The sequence below is a fragment of the Candidatus Babeliales bacterium genome (assembly GCA_036260945.1).
In the GTDB taxonomy this organism is placed as follows: domain Bacteria; phylum Babelota; class Babeliae; order Babelales; family JACPOV01; genus JACPOV01.
This window is the reverse complement of sequence record DATALT010000002.1, coordinates 891,742-908,913: the sequence shown is the minus strand read 5'-3', so window position 1 is coordinate 908,913 and position 17,172 is coordinate 891,742. Positions and strand designations below refer to the sequence as shown.

Genomic DNA, 17,172 nt, shown 5'->3' with positions numbered 1-17,172 from the left:
GCCCAGAAGTAAATTCTTTCTGTATATTAGATATTTGTCAATTTTCTAAGTTGGATTTTTTGTTAGCTAACTGTTATTTTTGCCAAAGAAGACATTTCAAAAAAAGGTAAAATATGAAGCGGAATGCTGCGCGTATTGTTGTCGCAAATTGGAAAATGTATCTTTCATGTAGCGAAGTTAAAGATCGTATAGAAAAAAACACTGAGATTTTGCAGGCGCTCTCCGCTTTTGTTGATTGCAAAGCAGTTATTTGTCCATCAGCCGAAAGCTTGAGCCTTGTTCATTCAGTAATACAAAAATCAAATGTGCTTCTTGGTGCGCAAACATGCGCCGCATTTTATTCCGGTGCGTATACGGGCCAAATTTCGGCACGCTCACTGGCAGAGATTGGGTGTAGTTACTGCATTATAGCGCACAGCGAAGAAAGAGCTCGATCACACGAAAACGATCAACTGTTGCAACACAAAATTGAACAGGCATTCGCCAATAATCTTATACCGATCTTTTGCATCGGCGAAACAAACGAGCAGTTTAATGCAGGATCGGTGCAAGAGGTTTTAGAGCACCAGTTAGGCCCCGTTTTGGCCGCGCTGCAAAAAATAGAAGGCAGCAAAACTATCTATATTGCCTATGAACCAATTTGGGCCATTGGTACCGGAAAAATTCCTCAAGCAGATTATATTCAAACTATTTTTGAGCGCCTCGATGCGTTTTTTGTTTCATTGTCGGCTCAGCATACTATCGGGTTTTTATATGGCGGAAGTGTTGACGAGGGCAACGCCAGCAAATTCTGGAAAATCGCATTGTTACGGGGATTGCTCGTCGGTAAAGCGAGTACCGATTTTCAAACGCTCAAAAAAATAGTATTATCGTCTGTAGAATAACTTTCATTACCGGTTTGAGGTTTCTTATGATTTTCGGTTTGCTCGTCTCCCTTTACGTTTTTTGTTGCCTATTTTTGATGCTTTTGGTGCTCATACAAAAAGGGAAAGGCAGCATGGGCCTTGGTAACTTGGGCGGCGGTACCCAACTTCTTTTTGGTGGTTCTGGCGGCCAAGATATGTTTCAAAAAATGACCTGGGTGCTGGGTGCGATTTTTATGGGCGGTTCACTTTTCCTTTCGCTGTATAAATCGAGTGAAGTTCGTTCAGCGCGTTATTTAACCGGCGCACAATCGGTTAGCTGGCAGCAACCTTCGTTATAATTATCCTTTTTTGCTGATAAATTTGGATCGTGCATGGCCTTTATAAAGGTAGTTGACGAAATTGGCCGGTACGTGCTTAATGTTTGCAATCGATTTGGTTCCTTTATTATTTTTTTTGCTATTTGCGCAAAAACTCTATTTACCACTCGTTTGAAAATCGGAAAAACGTTTGCTCAAATGCAAACAATCGGCGTGGATTCACTCAGCATTGTCGTGCTTACGGGAACGTTTGGCGGGGCAGTGATAGCATTCCAAACCTATATCGGATTTAAACGATTTGGCGGCCACGAGTTTATGGGGCCAATCGTTGCTCTTTCTCTTTCAAGAGAACTAGCGCCCGTACTTACTGGATTGATGGTAACCGGCAGAGCCGGTTCTGCAATCGCTGCAGAAATTGGCACTATGCGAATTACGGAACAAATTGACGCACTTCGTACTCTTTGCATTAATACGTGGCAATACTTAGTGGTGCCTCGCATTGTTGCAAGCACTCTAATGCTTCCCTTTCTTACGCTGTTTGCTTTTGTATTTGGGACCCTTGGCGGATATGCAATTGCGGTGTATGTGCTTGGGCTTAATGGTCATCAATATTTGAACGGCATTGCGCGCCATTTGCAGCTGCAAGATGTTATAAAGGGGCTTTTTAAATCGAGTGTTTTTGGGCTCATTCTTGCATGGGTTGGTGCATACAAGGGGTATAACACCAAAGGCGGAGCGCGCGGCGTTGGCCGTGCAACGACTCAAAGCGTTGTGGTTGCATCGATAATGATCTTGATCGCAAACTATTTTTTGACCGCATTTTTGTTTTGAGTGAGGAATAGAATGATTGAGATCAAAGATTTAAGAAAAGAGTTTGACGGCCGCTTGATTACACGCGGCGTTAATTTAAAAATCCCAGATCATCAAATGACCGTTATTATTGGTCGCTCTGGTGAAGGCAAATCTGTTTTGCTCAAGCAAATTATTGGGCTGATCGCCCCCACTTCTGGCGCGATTGTTGTGGATGGACGGGATATTACACAACTCGATGGCGAGCAATTAGAATCTGTTTTTAAAGAGTTTGGTTATGTTTTTCAGTTTGCAGCGCTACTCGATTCATTGAATGTTTTTGAAAATATTGGCATTTCGTTGCTTGAAGCGGGAATTGCGATTGATCAAGTGCTGCCTATTGTTCGCGAAAAGTTGGCACTCGTTAATTTGCCCCAAGATGTACTTTATAAATATCCTTCAGAACTTTCTGGCGGTATGAAAAAGCGTGTCGGTTTGGCTCGCACTCTTATAATGCAGCCCAAAGTGATTCTTTATGATGAACCGACAACCGGGCTTGATCCTGTTACTTCACGCGTTATTCATGAACTGATGTACGATATGCAATGCCGCCTTTCTATTACTTCGATCGTTATTTCGCACGATGTTGAAATATTCAAATTTGCGGATAACGTCGCGCTCTTGCATGAAGGGGAGATTCGGTATTTTGGGGACGCAAAAACGATTTGGGATTGTGATAATCCCTATGTGTATCAATTCATTCGCGGCCTTTCTCGGGGCCCGATCACTACTGAGATACCAGATGCAAATCAAAATGAAGATTGATTTATAATCTTAGCTAAAAAAAGCAATGAGATGCGCAACAGCTGCAAAGGCGACACATACCCATCCAATCAATGGCGGCACAAAAGAATTACCTTTTTTGTAATATTGCAGCAAAACTGCGATTCCAAATCCTGCAGCCAAATGGGTTAGGTTTGCAAAAATAATATGTTGACCGAAAAAAGACATTATTTTTAAATGAATCTCAGACATAATACACCTCTTTATGCAAATGGAAGAATATGAGCAGCGAGTGAAATTGCTAAAAGTACCCAGCCTACAACGGGGGGTAAAAATGCGCTTCCTTGCACATAATATTGCAAGAGTAATGCAAGGCCAAATCCACCGGCAAAGTGAACTGTATGCCCGAGCATCACGTGATGAGAAAAATAATTGACCGCTTTTTTATATAATTTATGCATTGAGCTGCCCTTTTTAATAACTATCGATTTTTAAAATAGTAAAAAGTATGACAATAATGCAATAATAGGTTTTTTCTAGTTGTGATTTAGAGCGCTTTTTTTGTAGTGCGTTTCTTTTAAATAAAGCGGAAGCGCTCGATCGATAATTAATGCTTTTTTTTGCCACGATGAAAAGGCTGCGTGAGCAACCGATAGCAATGAAGGATAGATTGGTTCTGTTTCGATCGTGCTCTTTTTAAACAGAGAATCGATTTTTTCTTTAAAAAGTATTGCTCCATTGCCCATAAAGCGCCAATGATGCGCATCTTTTTTTGAGATCTGTGACAAAACATCATCTATCGGAGCACATCCGATTTCAAGTTCTGTATTTGGCAATTTAACCGCATAATAAACATCGTTATTAAACGCGTTTAATAGAAAGGCGGTTGGCGGAAAATCTGGAGCGCTTTCTGCTTGCGCGAAGGTGCGCAAACCGTCGACGCCTACAAGTTTAATGCCAGAACTGAAAGCTATCCCGTTGACGGTTGCAAGAGCAACGCGCAGCGAGGTAAAAGGAGCCGGTCCTCTATTTACTGCGATAAATGCGAGATTTATTAGCGAAAGATTCTGTTGTTTCAGAAGTGCAGCAATGGTATCAATTAATAAATTACTCGAAGTTTTTTCAAGTTGCTTAATTGCAAGCTGTTGTTGGTCGCGATAAATCCCAACTTCTAGTGAGGTGTACGTAGCTTGCACGGCTAAAAAAAATAAACTCATTCTATTTTCGGTTTTTGCATTTTTGTTGCTGATGGAAGATGCTAAACGCATCATATTCAAGTGTCTTTTCTTTTTTGGCAATTACTTTGCCACAATTTAAACACTTCCATCCTTCAAAATTTAAAAAATGATCAAAAAAAGATTGCAGAACCATAAGCCCTGCGCATTTTTTGCACCGCATAACCACTCCTTTTTTTATCCCATCTATTTTCTTAAGAAAACAAATGGGAACCCTCAAGAATACCAGCTTTTTTAAATGGTATGCTGTTGGATGCTTGCTTCGATTACTCTCGTCTCTTTTTTAACCAGCATATCATATTAGTATAACAAATTGAGTATTTTAGGAACTCTTTTTTTATATATTTTTCTGGTATTGCAAATAATCGAGGTAGGACTGCAAAATAAACGCTGCGGCGATTGCATGCCTATGCAATTTTTCTTCTTTATTGCGAACTGGCTTTAATTCTGCCGCCTGTTTACTGGTCAATCGTTCGTCCCATAAGATAAAACTTATTTCGGGAAACGCTTTTTCCAGTTTTTCTTTCATTACACGTACTTTAGTAGTTTGCTCACTTTCACGCGCTTTGAGCGTTATGGGCAGCCCGATAATAATTGTTTTAATAGATTCTTTTGCAATTATTTGAGCGAGCGTTTTATTGAGCGCAGTTGTAGCAATAGCCTGATCTGGCTTTGCGGTATATAAAAGAGAATCGGAAATAGCGATGCCGGTCCATTGGTCGCCAAGATCAAGAGCTAGGAGTTTCATTTTAGGATCGCTTTATAATGGATAAAAATATTCTTGCGTTATAGACTGCACAGTCAATAACCTACACCGATGTTAGTTTAGAAACAAGGAGACTTTTTCAGTGGATATCAATAGCAGTATAGCATATATAAACGATTATTTGTGGCACTGGCCGCTCCTACTTTTTATCTTTTTTGCGGCTACCACAATAACGGTGGCCTGCCAGTTTGTTCAATTTCGCCATTTTTTTACCGCGTGGCGGCTCACTCTTAAAAAAGAAATGAATCGAAGTAAGGGGGATATGACTCCGCTTGAAGCGCTTTTTAATGCGCTGAGCATCAGTACCGGAAATGGCAGTATTGCCGGAATGGCGACAGCGGTCGCTTCTGGTGGCCCGGGAGCAGCATTATGGGTTTTTATTTTTGGTTTTTTAGGAATGGGTTTGCGGTTTGCGGAGGTTTTTTTAGGTTCTTATTTTAAACCTGAACATCAAGCAGATTTAACAGTCGGCGGCCCGATGATTTATTTACAGCGGCTTCCTTTAGGGCATTTTTTTTCTCGTATGTATGCGCTTTTGCTCCTTTTTCTTGGCCTTGCAGCTAGCGCTGGAATGCAATCAAATTCGATGTGCGTGGGATGCGTTTATCTTTTTGGTGTTCCTGCATGGTTGGTGGGTTTAGCTTTATTTAGCTTTGCGTTTTATGTAATTACCGGCGGAGCGGAGCGAATTGTTAGCATTGTCGATGCGGTGGTTCCTTTTAAGGTATTAGCTTTTTTTAGCACGGCGCTTGTCATTATTGTTTATCATTATGATAAATTCGTTCCTGCGCTTTCGCTCATTATTAGATCTGGATTTAGCTCAGCGGCAATTGCTGGGGGCGCTGCAGGATTTGGTGTGCAACAAGCGATGCGCTATGGTTTTTCTCGCTCAATTAACGCATCCGAGGCGGGCCTGGGTTCAGCTGCCGTATTTTTTGGAGGCACTAATATTGCTGAGCCAAGAAAAAACGGGATTTTATCTATGCTCAGCGTTTTCATGAGCGCAAATCTTGTGTGTTTTTTGGTGGCTTTAATTATTGTAATGACGGGTGTCGCCCATTCAGGCCAAACAGGATTGGCGTTGACTATCGCCGCCTATGAAACAGTTTTTGGATCTTTTGGTGGATTAATCGTTACGATTTTATCGCTTGTTTTTGGGCTTGGCGTGATGATTTCATACGCTTACGTTTCGCTTTCTTGTTGGCTTTTTGTGACAAACGGCCGATTTGAGCGGCTTTTCAAAATCATTTTTCCACTCTCCGCATTTTTTGGTTCGATTAGTAGGGTCGATTTAGTTTGGAATTTGAGTGACCTGGTAAATGCAGGGTTGCTAATAATTAATATTTTAGGATTATTGTGGCTATTGCCACTTATTGCCAAAGAGATGCGAAAATCAAGCTATTAGCTTTTTTTGAAACAAACATATTAAAAAAAAGATTATTGTTCGGGTTCCAGGTCTTGCAGATGCTTCAGTTGCGGCGATAAAAGCGTTTAAAAAATTTAGATCGATTAGCTCCGTAACCAGTAGCTTAATTTTTCAAAGCTCTATACTTGATTTAGATTAACGCATTTCGTTAAAATTTTTTATAGCGTTTATTCAAGGGGGTCAATTATGAATGTGCTATCTAAAATATTTTTCGTCTTAGTGCAGATTTTGTTTTGCTTTTCATCAAACTGCATGCAGAAACCGGTCGAATGCCCTCTAGGTATGAAAATTCAAATTACTGGAGATAAAGGACTTGAGACAAAAATTTTATCAAGCGAAATTGATACCACTAGCTTTTCTAAAGTCGCTCTAGCCTCTCCGGTTATTCAGGAACTCATGGCGCAAGATAAATCAACTATCGATTTGAGTGTTTTATCGAAGGCTCAATATTTGGTGCTGACGAACTTAGCCGACCAACTGGATAAGCCAAAAGAACTGAAACAACAAATCGAGGGTTACTATGCATCTCCGTATGTGCTTGTTCGTATTGTGCAGGCGGCAATCGATTTGAAAATGCAACTGCTCAAAGACATCGCTCTTTCAGTTCTTGCAAAAAAATTGAGTGGGCAAGAAGATATAAAAATTACTGAAAAAATGATGGAAAAAGAGCAGATTCTGGATCCACTTTTAGAGTTTATGTCCTGGTTTTCCACCGCAAAATATTCAAAAGAAATTAAGGCCGCACTTCGAGGCAGTTTAATAGAAAGTTATAATCAAATAGTGGGTTGGATTAGTTCGAGAGTTTTTGCATTTGATGGCAACCAAGATGCGCGAGCATTGGTATTTAAAAACAATGCCCAACAAGATCTTATTGCCTCCAATGGTAATGGTAATCTTGCGGTTTGGAATTTTAAAACGGGAAGCAAGTTAAAAGAGATGCGTGAGCAGGGAGTTATTTATTCTTCGCTTGCGCTGGGAGATAATCAGAATTTACTCGTTGGCGCATCAGCAACCGATCTTCAGCTTATAGAGACAAAAAATTTTAATGTTCAGCGAAAAATCCAGACGCAGGCAATTATTAATGGGGTTGCTGTTCATCCTTTCGCGCAAGAGGGAGTTGCTACTCAATTTGGAGACGCAGTATATTTCGATGCAAAAACAAATCAGCAGAAAGATCTTGCAACCCAACCAGCCACCATATTTCGCGGAGCTGCTTTTGCTTCTTCAGGTAAATTATATGCAATAGCTGGGGATGATAAAAAGCTCCGTTTATTTTCAAACGATAGTAAAAAAGAAGAATTTTCTTTCGGAGAAAAATTATTTTCAGTCGCTTTTAACCAAAAAAACGATTATCAACTCATTATTGGCGGAGAAACGGTAATTTATCTTCTGGATTTAAATAAGAGGACCTATCAAACTTCTGAAAAAATTGGTGCGCGGTTGAATTCGGTAGCTTTTAGCTCAGATGGAAAAAAGTTCGTGGCCGGAAACGAGAGTAAAATTTTTGTTGGTCACGTAAATAGTAAGATCGAGATCAAACATACGATTTCCATCCCGGGTGTTAATGCAGTGCTTTTCAGTCCCGATAACCGAATGATAGTTGCGGCTACACAGCAGGGTATACGGGTAGTTGATCTTTTTGCGTTCGAAAACGGTTATATCGATACCGAAACACTTATATACTTGGGCGTTATTGAGCAAGTCGCGAGTAACGCGAATGCACAAAAACCATTCTCGCTAATGATACCTAATGATATAAAGATAAGTATGCGGGCAAAACTGCCACCGTTTTTACATAATTATTTAGAAAATCCTTTACTGTTTACTGCTGCTAGATCAAAACAAGCAAAAAATGAAGAAGCGGTAGAGAAAGAAGTATCAGAATTCGAAAAAATTGACCTGCCGCTCTCTGAAAAAAAACAGTCAGAAGAACCAACAACTTGGTGGCAAACTATTAGACAAAAAGTCGGTTACTGATTTTTTATGTAATCAGTTGCTAGGGATATTTCGCGCAAAAAAAAATAATCGGCTAGAATAGTTTTCATACAGTCTTTCCGTGGAGTCTTTATGAATCATTCACCGTTTTTGCCAAACATATTTCCGGTTGCATGCCACACCAATAATGTTGGTACATCTTCTATTTTTGTCGCCGTAAAAGGTATGAAAGACGATGGGGTTAATCATATTCCTGAAGCTTTATCACGCGGTGCGCGCATTATTGTTGTTGCGCAAGATGCGCATATTCCGGATGATATTCAATCTTTGATTCAAAGATCAAACGTGCTTTTATTGCGCACCGATAATACGCGGCGTGCACTGGCGCAATTGAGTCAGCATGAGCTTAATTATCCTGCCAAGTCGTTGAAAATACTGGCTATTACTGGCACTAAAGGAAAAACAACTACCGCTTTTTTACTTGCGCATCTGTTGCGCAGTGCAGGAAAAAAAGTAGCGCTGCTGAGTTCCGTGTACAATATGATCGACACCGAAATTCTGCCAACTGAGCTCACTACTCAGCATCCTGATTATTTGCACCTCTTTTTTGATGCGTGTAAAAAAAATAGTATTGAATATGTCGTGATGGAAACCGCTGCGCAGGCGTTTTCACTCGATCGTGTTTTTGATTTGTCTTTTGATGGGGTTATATTTACGAATTTCTCAAACGAGCATGCCGAGTTTTATCCAACTCAGGAAGCTTATTTTCAAGCAAAGTGTCAGATTTTTGCTCAATCAAAAGAAAATGCACCGATTTTTATCAATGCTGACGACGCGCACTTTGAAGAACTCAAGAAAAGATGTGCTATTGCGGAATCGTTTTCTTTGCGTGTCGCTAGCTCGATTAAGGGTGAAATTATTTCAAATGATTGGAATGGGCTAAAACTAAAAATTGTGCTCGATGGTGCAGATTATAATTTTTTTTGCCCCGCACTTTTGGGTGAATTTAATGCGTATAATATTTTAGCAGCAATAAGTATGGCCCATGGCATTGGGGTTGATATTGAAACCATTTTTAAAGGTTGCGCATCGTTTAACGGAGTTCCCGGGCGGCTTGAATTGTACAAACTGCCTAACGGCGCGCGCGGCATTATTGATAAGGCGCACAATCAATCATCATTTGAAGCGGTACTTTCCGCGTTGCGGCCATTAACTACTCAATTAATCGTGGTGTTTGGCGCGGGGGGCGATCGAGATGCAACAAAGCGTCCATTAATGGGCGCTGTTGCCGCTAACTATGCCGATTTAGTAATTATTACTTCAGATAATCCTCGGTCGGAAAAATTGCAGATAATTATTGAACAAATTATGGCGGGAATTAGCGAACAGAGCATTGAAAAAACGATTATTATTGAGAATCGGGAAAAAGCAATTCTGCATGCGTATCAAAATTCTACCAGAGGCTCAATTATTGCATTACTGGGCAAAGGGCCTGATGAATATGAGTTGGTGAGTGGTGTAAAAACTTATTTTAGTGAGCGATCAATTTTACAATCGCTCCCGATAAAGGAAGCGTTGTGAATATTATCGATATCAGTTGGCCAATTGCACCGGGCATGACCGAATATAAAAATCGTGCCAGCGTGCATCTCAAAAAAATAAAAAACGTTTTAGATAACGGCGCGGCTGAATCGGAGATTTGTTTGCATAGCCACACTGGCACGCATATCGATGCGCCATCTCATTTTTTAAGTGATGGTAAAACTATAGAAAACGTATCACTCGATTCATTGATTGGTACATGCCGCGTTATCGATTTAACGCATGTTGATGATGCAATTACCCGACAGGATATTGAAGCGCATATAGTTAATGCTGGCGAACGGATTTTATTGAAAACAAAAAATAGTGCGCGTTCAATTAGCGAGCCATTTGATCCTTCATTTATTTATCTACGTGCCGATGCTGCCCGCTTTTTAGTAGATAAAAAAATAAAAACAATCGGCATCGATTATTTAGGAATTGAACGCAATCAACCTAAGCACGATACGCACGAACTTCTCATGAAAGCTGATATCACTATTATTGAAGGGTTACGCTTGCAGGGTGTATCCGCCGGAAATTATGAACTCTATTGTTTACCACTTTTAATACCAGGGATTGATGCAGCTCCTGCACGTGCAATTTTGATGAAGTGATTGCTATCCTAATTCTTTTTTTGTGAGCACTCGAATTATTCCTTGTGCAAATTCTTTTGCGTCGTTGGGGCCTGCTGCAGTAACCACTAACCCATCAGTAACAATTGTTTTTTCTTTTTGGTAATCCACGCCGTGCAATTTATATATAACATCCAATGCATTATCGCCATTCCATCCGGTCGCTTTTTTTCCGGTGAGTGCACCAGCTTTTGCAAGAATTCGTGTGGAAATGCAAATCGCTCCATAGGGAGTGTCACTGTGTTTTGCTTGCGTGATCAAGTGAGCTGTTGTGGAATTATCCAAACACTCAAGTGCGCCTGAACCACCGATTAAAAAAATGCCATCATATTGATTGCCATCAAGTTGATCGATCGTGCTGTCTACCGGTGCAGTTGAGGTATCGGTCGCAATTGCGCCGCCCTCTCTATCGCTTGCGGTGAGCACTTTTATACCTTGCGCTTCAAGTTGTTTTTTTGTTTCCAAATATTCAATTGGTTGGAAACCTTCACTTGCGATAATCAATACTACTTCTTTATCTTTTACTACGTTCATTACTCATCCTTAAGGTGTCATAAAACTTTGGCGTCATCTTAGTTTGTAGAAGATTGGTTGTCAATGGAGCGCAGTTTAAGCGAATTGATTCGTATTTTTTGATTAAGGATCGACAACTCTACCTGATATGCCGGGTACGAAATCGTTTCATAGGCAATCGATGATTTTGTTGGCACTAAAGATGCGCACGCATTGGAGCCGATCCGTAACTGCGTCGGTTTTTTTCCAAGTCGTTCGATAGTTGTTTCGTGTTCATTAACTGCTGCGCGGAGCATACCATAACTGCGCATGAAATTTTTTGGTGCATCACCATGCCAATACGGAAGATATATGTTTTTAATGGTGCAGCATTGCGCGAGTCTTGCCACGGCGCTTAACGTACAACTATTTGGCTGGAGGATGATAAGATGATCTATCGTGCTCGTACCATATGAACTAATCAGATGTGAAACAAGTGTATATTCTACCCAGCTAATAGATGAAGCCCGTTTTCCTAATGCGCCGGGATCGATAATAACCGTTTTTGCATTTGCACGCATGATCGTTAATTCATTTTCATTGCAGGCTATCTTTTCAATTGATGGCTTGGTTTGCGTATTGTATTTGAGCAATGCGGTAAAGAAAATAAGGGTTGCTGTAAATCCAGCAATTCGTTTAAGGGGATGGTTAAAAATTTTCGAGTGCAAGATAAAAAAAGAAAAAAGCGGCATTGCAAGCAAAATCAACGGATGAATAGTTGGCAATTCGATCAGCCACGATGAGTTGCCCCAAGAAAATACAATACTCGATAGTTGTGATATTTTTTCTAAGCAGGTAATCAAAAAAGTGTTTGGCAGAAAAAAAAGTTCGCTAAAAAAAATGAGAGACGAAAGAAAAAGTAAAATAAAAAGAAATGGATTAAAAAATAGATTACTTACCGGAGTCATAAGGCTAAAGGGAAGACCCCAAGCAATGAGCAACGGAAGGGAAGCAAGATTGAGGAAAAGCTGAACCTCAAGATAAGTAATGAGTGATGAAAAAATGCGGTATAAAATTGGCCGAATCATGTTATTTTTTACTCTAGCGTTTTTTTTGGCGTTTGTCATACTTGACGGGAGTATTAATCGTTCGCAAACCACGATCTGTTGACATTTTTTTGCAAATAGGCTATTATAAAAGGTGTATAATATGATTGAAAGTTTGCACTCAAGGAGTTGAATTATGAATTACAAAATTATCATGCTCATGGCTGTGCTTGTTGCAGGCATGAACGCTTTTGCAGAGGAATCTACCTATCCTGTGCCGCATTCGCAAGAAACAATTGAAGAATTTGGTGAGCTAAAAGTAGAAATACCAAGCGATATTGATAGAGAACTTGAAGAGCTACAAAAGAAACATGCTCTAGCGCGCGAAGAGGCTTTAGGCCCAGTCGCTGTTCCAACTCCTGCAAACGCACAACCGGCAACCCAGCACGATGTTGAAGGTGGTCAAACCGGTGAGCAAATTCAGCAAACAGAAGAACAAGCAGAAAAAGCTATAAACGGCTAAGTTGCCCAAAAAATACTAAGAAGATCGGTGTAAAAACCGATCTTTTTTTTGTTCTTTTTTCTGCGGCATCAAACTAATTTGATCGCATTATTGCTTGTCAGATATGCAAAGAAGTAGAATAAGTGAAAATATGGTTATGGGGGAGATGGGGATGAAAAGGTTATTTAAATATTTTCTTATTAGTTTTTGCATTCAGCTTCACGCAATTAACTTTACGGTGACCGATGTCGCCGCAATAAAAAAAGATCATCGTGATCAAATAAATTCAACCATTAAAGCGACGCATGATCAACCATCGGTACCAATAAAATTTGAGCAATTACAACGCCTGGCACTCATACAAACCGGTAATAAAACGATGGATGAATATTTTTATCAATTAGGAACATGGCTTGGAAATTTATCGTATCAGCGTGATGCGCTAACGCTTATTAATGATACGGGAAAACGTCTACAGGAACTTCTTGCTCCATTAAAAAAAGCTGTTGATGCAAGCACTACAGCAAACGCAACTAAAGTTGCTTTTAGAAATCTTTATAATCAAATAGCGGTGCTTATGCTTGAATATGCAGATCGATTAAAGGCCGATGGAGCTCTAGAGATTCAATTAGCTCCAGTTAAGATTCCTACCCTGCGATAATTCGAGGCTATTCACAACTTACTACTTCTATTTTATGATAACCACCAAAACTTACCCTAAATTTTGGGGTAAATAAAAGGAAGTATGTCATGTCGATCGCTTTATCTCAATCGTCATCTTTTTCGTTTCGTGAACTATTAGGGATGAACCTAATTATTCTTTTTTTATGTGCGCTTGCTTTGCGAGCTTTATTTTTTTATTCGTACGGACAGCACGAGCAACGGCATTGGCAAGCGGATAGTATGGATTATCATGTGTGCGCTGTTGGCATTGCACATGGAACGGGAATGCATCGCGTCGACGATAACAAACCTATTTTTTGGCGCACGCCCGGATATCCTTATTTTATTTCACTTTTTTATAAATGGTACGGCCTTTTTAGCCCGGCGTTTGAAGCAAATATGCCGGCACAAAAAGCGGTTATTTTGGCCCAAGTTGCTTTTTCTTCGCTTACGCCCCTCCTGATTTTTTTTCTCGCCTTTTTAATAACGGGATCGTTGAGTTTAGCGCAGATTGCAGGGTGGATTTTTGCGTTCCATCCAGGATTTATAGTTGCACCGAGCTATTTATTAACCGAAGCAATAGCTCTTCTTTTCTTTTTTGGATTTCTTCTTTGCCTATTTTCTATCGCACTGCCTTCCAGTAAGCATGCGCAAGAATCTTGGGTGCTCTCAAGAATTTTTTTTGGCGGCATACTGCTAGGCCTTTACACTTGGATGCGCCCGAATGGGGAATTCATTTCAGTTCTGGCCTGCGTTATCCTGCTATTAAGCGCCGTTTCTTGGCCAAGAAAAATAATGAGAATTGTTCTTTTCTTATGCGTTTTTTTTGCATCGCTTTCTCCGTGGTACGTTCGTAATCATAATCTTACGGGGCGTTGGTTTTTTTGCCCGATGTCTGGTGCTTATTTATGTGCGTTCTCCGTGCCGAAATTAATTCGTCGTGCAGCAAACCAGCCGCTTGATTTGTGCCTTAAATATATGTTTGTTCAAGCGCAAAATGAAACTGCATCGCAAGAAGAAATCTATCGTGCGATTAAATCGCCGTATGTTGTAACACGCGAACTCTTTTGTATGCAGTTAGCGCTTCCTTGGATTCAGCAATTTCCTAAATATTTTGTACTCGATTGGATGACCGAGGTACTTAAAACGACCTTCGATTTATATAGTAGCCAATTGGTTTCTTTGGCAAAAAATACGTTTAAATGGGATCAAATTGAGGAAGTATTGAGCAAAAAAGTTGCTGCATGTTTATATGCCGAATCAATCCCTTGGTGGATGCGCATTATTGCTTGGATTGAATTTTTCTATTCGATTCTTTTGTGGATTGGATTTTTTGCAGGGTGTTGGCTCTTTTTAGTGCGCAATGCGTATGGGTTTCTAAAAAAACGCGCTTATGATAATCAAATGCTGATGCTTTGGGTTTTTTCGGGTATATTAATTGGCGGCCTTCTTTTTATGACCGGTGGTTTTGGGTATGCCCGTTTGCGCATGCCGGCCGAGCCGCTTCTGGTTATTCTTTCACTCATTTTTTGGTTTTGGGTATTTGCTAGAGATAAGTAATACCTTGATGTCGCATAATCCAAACTAATAAATTATGTATTAACAATCATAGGTAAAGGATGTTATGAAGTTAATGCATATAATAGTTTATTTAATGTTTGTTTCAAATTCGTCTGCTCAGATGCATCAGCATGTTCTTAAAATAGTGAATGGAGTGCCAGAGGATTATGGAATTCATAAATCTTCCTATTTGGTTATGAGTGAAATAGAGCCACTCTCAAAGAAAACATTTCATGAACTCTCGCAGGATGGGATCCCGCCTGTTATTCAAACGTTTTCAAAATTAGATACAAAGCGTATAGTTCAACTTTATACCAAACAAAATTTTTCAGATCTTTGTTTTAAAAAAGATAGCACGCTTGATGAGATACATAATGATTTTTACTATTCTCGAGAAATAAAAGACGAAAAAGGGTTGCCTATAGAATCATTTGCTCTCTATACAAGAAATGAGGCTCAAATTGAGGGCGGCCCCTTAATGATCAGAAAGTGGTATGGTGAATATCAGCCTAAAGAAAAAAAATGCTGTACGCCTATGCGTGCACTTTTCACAGGGACAACAGTCGTAGGCCTTACTACATTGGCATTAATCTTTAGTAATTGGCAAAATATACAAAAATGTTGCCCGCAATAGATCTTTTTTTGCAACAGGCTAATGCTTACTTATTATTAATGATTTTTAGGGACATAAGAGAAAATATAATATGATTAATTAATTCTAACATTTCAATATAGAAAAATTGGAAAAGTATGGAAAAATTATATTCTCCGTGGCGTAATTCGTACGTTCGTGGCGTCCATGGTGAGAAAAAAGATGGAAACGAAAATGACTGTCCTTTTTGCGCCCAATATGCGGCACATAATGACGCTTATTATGGTATTTTGCTCAGAGCGAAACATCATTTTGTAATGATGAACGCGTATCCATATTCTGGTGGACATCTGCTTATCACATCAAACGAACATACCCCAGGAATCGAAGAATTTAGCAAAGAGTCGCGGGCAGAATTAATGGAACTTGCATCATTTGCGTCAGCAGTATTGAAAAAAGAGCTCAACGCTCAAGGAGTTAATTTAGGAGCAAATTTAGGAAAAGCGGCAGGCGCCGGCATTCCTGCCCATTTTCATTTTCATGTGCTTCCACGTTGGATTGGTGATACTAATTTTTTCCCCTTAATTGGAGAAACTAAACAAGTAGGCACCGATTTGAAAAAGATTTATGAACAACTACTGCCAGAATTTGGTGCATTCTTGCAGAAGCGGGTATAGTTTGAATTATTATTTAAAAAAATTGCGCCGGTGCATTGAAAAGAACAGTATTATGATCAAAAAAGCAATGACTGCAACAAGTAATGTCGTTTTGCCTGTGCCTGGTGATTGTTTTCCTAAGTATTCATTAACCAAATCTTGTATTTTATAAACTAGTTCATCTGGGTTTGATCCCAATGCATTGCTCAAGCCGACAATAGTTAGTTTATGCTTTGGTTGATAGAGCAAAGAACTTTGGTAGCCGTTTATCATCCCATCATGTTTATAAAAAAATTCTTCAGGACTTTTGTATATGAGAACGCCGTAGCCGGTAGCCATATTTTTATAGTTTGTTTGCAGGTGAGGAGTCAGCATAAGCTCGAGGCTTTTTGCAGAAATAATTTTTCCTGCGTAAAGAGCTAAATTCCATGCGTGCAAATCATCAGTATTTGAAATAATTGAGGCCTCAGCAAAAGCTGTCGTCATGTTAACATTATCGCCTGGTTGCAATTCTTTTGTTTGCTCATCGAGATTATAGCCTATGCTCAATTCTGGATGAATTTTCTGTACGCAGCTTAGCATTTCACGATGTGCAGCATAGGTACTCTTCATATTAAGTGGTTTAAATAATTCCTTGGCCAAAAATGATCCATAATCAATTCCAGTGACCGATTCAATAATAATTCCTAAAATATTGTAGCCCGTGCCGCTGTATTCATATTTGCTCCCGGGTTCAAAAGAAAGTTGTTGATCGCTGATGAAAGTAATAAACTCTTTGGATGATCGCGGTTTTTTGTAAAAATCACCAAAGCCTTCAAGGCGAACATATTCAGGAAGTCCTGAACTGTGGATGAGCAAATGATGAATCGTGATCGTGTTTGCCCATTCTTGAAAATTGCCGCACCAAATAGGATGATGATGCGGCAAATAAGTGCTGATTGGTTTATGCAGATCTATGTTGCCTTGATCAACCAATTTTAAAATAGCGACCGCCGTGAATTGTTTAGTAATAGAGCCAATGAGATACTGGCTCTTTGAGCTGTTTTTAATTTTTCGTTCTTTATCTGCCCAGCCAAAACCTTCATTAAATATACCATCGGCCCCATGTGCGACTAAAAAAGTACCATTAATGATACGATTTTTACCCCTTGTTGCAAAAAGGTTTTTTATACTTTGGAAAAGTGCGGAAGAATTAGGATTACTTGTAATGGTGAATGGCATGAGAAAGAAAAGAATAACTACCACTGTTATTTTATGCTTCATTAAGACCTCTGGTTTAAATGTGCTTAAATTATAAAAAATTAACCAAAAATTTCTATAAAATAGGC

The 17,172-nt window shown here is 39.6% G+C and carries 20 protein-coding genes; 13 read left to right on the top strand and 7 right to left on the bottom strand.

Features of this window, described 5'->3' with window-relative positions:
- Nucleotides 1-113: 113 nt before the first annotated feature.
- From VHO47_05200 to VHO47_05185, 4 genes are read left to right on the top strand one after another with little or no spacing between them, the layout of a single operon-like run.
- Nucleotides 114-884 (top strand): triose-phosphate isomerase family protein, encoded by a 771-nt coding sequence (locus tag VHO47_05200; GenBank protein HEX2978489.1) that lies wholly within the window; start codon nucleotides 114-116, stop codon nucleotides 882-884.
- Between the two features lie 26 nt (nucleotides 885-910).
- Nucleotides 911-1,204: a preprotein translocase subunit SecG gene (gene secG / locus VHO47_05195; GenBank protein HEX2978488.1), complete on the top strand. Its 294-nt coding sequence runs from the start codon at nucleotides 911-913 to the stop codon at nucleotides 1,202-1,204.
- A gap of 33 nt (nucleotides 1,205-1,237) precedes the next feature.
- A complete protein-coding gene (locus VHO47_05190) occupies nucleotides 1,238-2,014 on the top strand; it encodes an ABC transporter permease (protein HEX2978487.1) in 777 nt (258 codons plus the stop codon).
- Nucleotides 2,015-2,026: 12 nt separating this feature from the next.
- The gene (locus VHO47_05185) at nucleotides 2,027-2,797 is read left to right on the top strand and encodes an ATP-binding cassette domain-containing protein (GenBank protein ID HEX2978486.1); all 771 of its coding nucleotides are present in this window, start codon (nucleotides 2,027-2,029) and stop codon (nucleotides 2,795-2,797) included.
- A gap of 9 nt (nucleotides 2,798-2,806) precedes the next feature.
- Here VHO47_05185 and VHO47_05180 read toward each other — a convergent pair whose 3' ends face one another.
- The 4 genes from VHO47_05180 to ruvX all read right to left on the bottom strand — a co-directional run bounded on the left by VHO47_05180 (nucleotide 2,807) and on the right by ruvX (nucleotide 4,738).
- Nucleotides 2,807-3,007: a hypothetical protein gene (locus VHO47_05180; protein HEX2978485.1), complete on the bottom strand. Its 201-nt coding sequence runs from the start codon at nucleotides 3,005-3,007 to the stop codon at nucleotides 2,807-2,809.
- An 11-nt stretch (nucleotides 3,008-3,018) separates the two neighbouring features.
- Entirely contained in the window at nucleotides 3,019-3,216 is a 198-nt protein-coding gene (locus VHO47_05175) for a hypothetical protein (GenBank protein HEX2978484.1), read from the bottom strand.
- A gap of 75 nt (nucleotides 3,217-3,291) precedes the next feature.
- Nucleotides 3,292-4,026 (bottom strand): tRNA (adenosine(37)-N6)-threonylcarbamoyltransferase complex dimerization subunit type 1 TsaB, encoded by a 735-nt coding sequence (tsaB, locus tag VHO47_05170; protein HEX2978483.1) that lies wholly within the window; start codon nucleotides 4,024-4,026, stop codon nucleotides 3,292-3,294.
- 301 nt (nucleotides 4,027-4,327) lie between these two features.
- On the bottom strand, nucleotides 4,328-4,738 hold the full coding sequence (gene ruvX, locus VHO47_05165) for a Holliday junction resolvase RuvX (protein ID HEX2978482.1): 411 nt from the start codon (nucleotides 4,736-4,738) through the stop codon (nucleotides 4,328-4,330).
- 100 nt (nucleotides 4,739-4,838) lie between these two features.
- Between ruvX and VHO47_05160 the strand changes: the two genes are divergently transcribed.
- The 4 genes from VHO47_05160 (at nucleotide 4,839) to VHO47_05145 (ending at nucleotide 10,315) form a co-directional block, all read left to right on the top strand.
- Nucleotides 4,839-6,161, top strand: coding sequence for an amino acid carrier protein (locus VHO47_05160; GenBank protein ID HEX2978481.1), 1,323 nt, complete (start codon nucleotides 4,839-4,841; stop codon nucleotides 6,159-6,161).
- A gap of 207 nt (nucleotides 6,162-6,368) precedes the next feature.
- Entirely contained in the window at nucleotides 6,369-8,159 is a 1,791-nt protein-coding gene (locus tag VHO47_05155; protein ID HEX2978480.1) for a WD40 repeat domain-containing protein, read from the top strand.
- 90 nt (nucleotides 8,160-8,249) lie between these two features.
- The gene (locus VHO47_05150; protein ID HEX2978479.1) at nucleotides 8,250-9,698 is read left to right on the top strand and encodes a UDP-N-acetylmuramoyl-L-alanyl-D-glutamate--2,6-diaminopimelate ligase; all 1,449 of its coding nucleotides are present in this window, start codon (nucleotides 8,250-8,252) and stop codon (nucleotides 9,696-9,698) included.
- Nucleotides 9,695-10,315: a cyclase family protein gene (locus VHO47_05145; GenBank protein HEX2978478.1), complete on the top strand. Its 621-nt coding sequence runs from the start codon at nucleotides 9,695-9,697 to the stop codon at nucleotides 10,313-10,315. Before VHO47_05150 ends, VHO47_05145 begins: the two co-directional genes overlap by 4 nt.
- 3 nt (nucleotides 10,316-10,318) lie before the next feature.
- Here VHO47_05145 and VHO47_05140 read toward each other — a convergent pair whose 3' ends face one another.
- Both VHO47_05140 and VHO47_05135 read right to left on the bottom strand, forming a co-directional pair.
- Nucleotides 10,319-10,867 (bottom strand): DJ-1/PfpI family protein, encoded by a 549-nt coding sequence (locus VHO47_05140; protein ID HEX2978477.1) that lies wholly within the window; start codon nucleotides 10,865-10,867, stop codon nucleotides 10,319-10,321.
- A gap of 38 nt (nucleotides 10,868-10,905) precedes the next feature.
- A complete protein-coding gene (locus VHO47_05135; protein HEX2978476.1) occupies nucleotides 10,906-11,913 on the bottom strand; it encodes a hypothetical protein in 1,008 nt (335 codons plus the stop codon).
- A 154-nt stretch (nucleotides 11,914-12,067) separates the two neighbouring features.
- Here VHO47_05135 and VHO47_05130 point away from each other — a divergent pair, with 154 nt between their 5' ends.
- The 5 genes from VHO47_05130 to VHO47_05110 all read left to right on the top strand — a co-directional run bounded on the left by VHO47_05130 (nucleotide 12,068) and on the right by VHO47_05110 (nucleotide 15,865).
- Complete coding sequence (locus VHO47_05130; GenBank protein ID HEX2978475.1) at nucleotides 12,068-12,394, top strand: hypothetical protein; 327 nt, start codon at nucleotides 12,068-12,070, stop codon at nucleotides 12,392-12,394.
- 151 nt (nucleotides 12,395-12,545) lie between these two features.
- Complete coding sequence (locus VHO47_05125) at nucleotides 12,546-13,034, top strand: hypothetical protein (GenBank protein ID HEX2978474.1); 489 nt, start codon at nucleotides 12,546-12,548, stop codon at nucleotides 13,032-13,034.
- Between the two features lie 89 nt (nucleotides 13,035-13,123).
- Nucleotides 13,124-14,596, top strand: a complete 1,473-nt coding sequence (locus tag VHO47_05120; protein ID HEX2978473.1) for a hypothetical protein — start codon at nucleotides 13,124-13,126, stop codon at nucleotides 14,594-14,596.
- 64 nt (nucleotides 14,597-14,660) lie between these two features.
- Nucleotides 14,661-15,230: a hypothetical protein gene (locus VHO47_05115; protein HEX2978472.1), complete on the top strand. Its 570-nt coding sequence runs from the start codon at nucleotides 14,661-14,663 to the stop codon at nucleotides 15,228-15,230.
- Between the two features lie 116 nt (nucleotides 15,231-15,346).
- On the top strand, nucleotides 15,347-15,865 hold the full coding sequence (locus VHO47_05110; protein ID HEX2978471.1) for an HIT domain-containing protein: 519 nt from the start codon (nucleotides 15,347-15,349) through the stop codon (nucleotides 15,863-15,865).
- 9 nt (nucleotides 15,866-15,874) lie between these two features.
- On the opposite strand, the gene VHO47_05105 is transcribed toward VHO47_05110, so the two are convergent.
- Nucleotides 15,875-17,107: a serine hydrolase domain-containing protein gene (locus VHO47_05105; protein ID HEX2978470.1), complete on the bottom strand. Its 1,233-nt coding sequence runs from the start codon at nucleotides 17,105-17,107 to the stop codon at nucleotides 15,875-15,877.
- Between the last annotated feature and the right edge of the window lie 65 nt (nucleotides 17,108-17,172).

What these genes read in the sequence shown, in the direction of transcription:
- VHO47_05200 (HEX2978489.1), top strand. Translation starts at nt 114, where the DNA reads ATGAAGCGGAATGCTGCGCGTATTGTTGTCGCAAATTGGAAAATGTAT.
- VHO47_05190 (HEX2978487.1), top strand. Translation starts at nt 1,238, where the DNA reads ATGGCCTTTATAAAGGTAGTTGACGAAATTGGCCGGTACGTGCTTAAT.
- VHO47_05110 (HEX2978471.1), top strand. Translation starts at nt 15,347, where the DNA reads ATGGAAAAATTATATTCTCCGTGGCGTAATTCGTACGTTCGTGGCGTC.
- VHO47_05140 (HEX2978477.1), bottom strand. Translation starts at nt 10,867, where the DNA reads ATGAACGTAGTAAAAGATAAAGAAGTAGTATTGATTATCGCAAGTGAA.
- VHO47_05150 (HEX2978479.1), top strand. Translation starts at nt 8,250, where the DNA reads ATGAATCATTCACCGTTTTTGCCAAACATATTTCCGGTTGCATGCCAC.
- tsaB (HEX2978483.1), bottom strand. Translation starts at nt 4,026, where the DNA reads ATGATGCGTTTAGCATCTTCCATCAGCAACAAAAATGCAAAAACCGAA.
- VHO47_05180 (HEX2978485.1), bottom strand. Translation starts at nt 3,007, where the DNA reads ATGTCTGAGATTCATTTAAAAATAATGTCTTTTTTCGGTCAACATATT.
- ruvX (HEX2978482.1), bottom strand. Translation starts at nt 4,738, where the DNA reads ATGAAACTCCTAGCTCTTGATCTTGGCGACCAATGGACCGGCATCGCT.
- VHO47_05105 (HEX2978470.1), bottom strand. Translation starts at nt 17,107, where the DNA reads ATGAAGCATAAAATAACAGTGGTAGTTATTCTTTTCTTTCTCATGCCA.
- secG (HEX2978488.1), top strand. Translation starts at nt 911, where the DNA reads ATGATTTTCGGTTTGCTCGTCTCCCTTTACGTTTTTTGTTGCCTATTT.
- VHO47_05130 (HEX2978475.1), top strand. Translation starts at nt 12,068, where the DNA reads ATGAATTACAAAATTATCATGCTCATGGCTGTGCTTGTTGCAGGCATG.
- VHO47_05125 (HEX2978474.1), top strand. Translation starts at nt 12,546, where the DNA reads ATGAAAAGGTTATTTAAATATTTTCTTATTAGTTTTTGCATTCAGCTT.
- VHO47_05185 (HEX2978486.1), top strand. Translation starts at nt 2,027, where the DNA reads ATGATTGAGATCAAAGATTTAAGAAAAGAGTTTGACGGCCGCTTGATT.
- VHO47_05120 (HEX2978473.1), top strand. Translation starts at nt 13,124, where the DNA reads ATGTCGATCGCTTTATCTCAATCGTCATCTTTTTCGTTTCGTGAACTA.
- VHO47_05135 (HEX2978476.1), bottom strand. Translation starts at nt 11,913, where the DNA reads ATGATTCGGCCAATTTTATACCGCATTTTTTCATCACTCATTACTTAT.
- VHO47_05175 (HEX2978484.1), bottom strand. Translation starts at nt 3,216, where the DNA reads ATGCATAAATTATATAAAAAAGCGGTCAATTATTTTTCTCATCACGTG.
- VHO47_05115 (HEX2978472.1), top strand. Translation starts at nt 14,661, where the DNA reads ATGAAGTTAATGCATATAATAGTTTATTTAATGTTTGTTTCAAATTCG.
- VHO47_05155 (HEX2978480.1), top strand. Translation starts at nt 6,369, where the DNA reads ATGAATGTGCTATCTAAAATATTTTTCGTCTTAGTGCAGATTTTGTTT.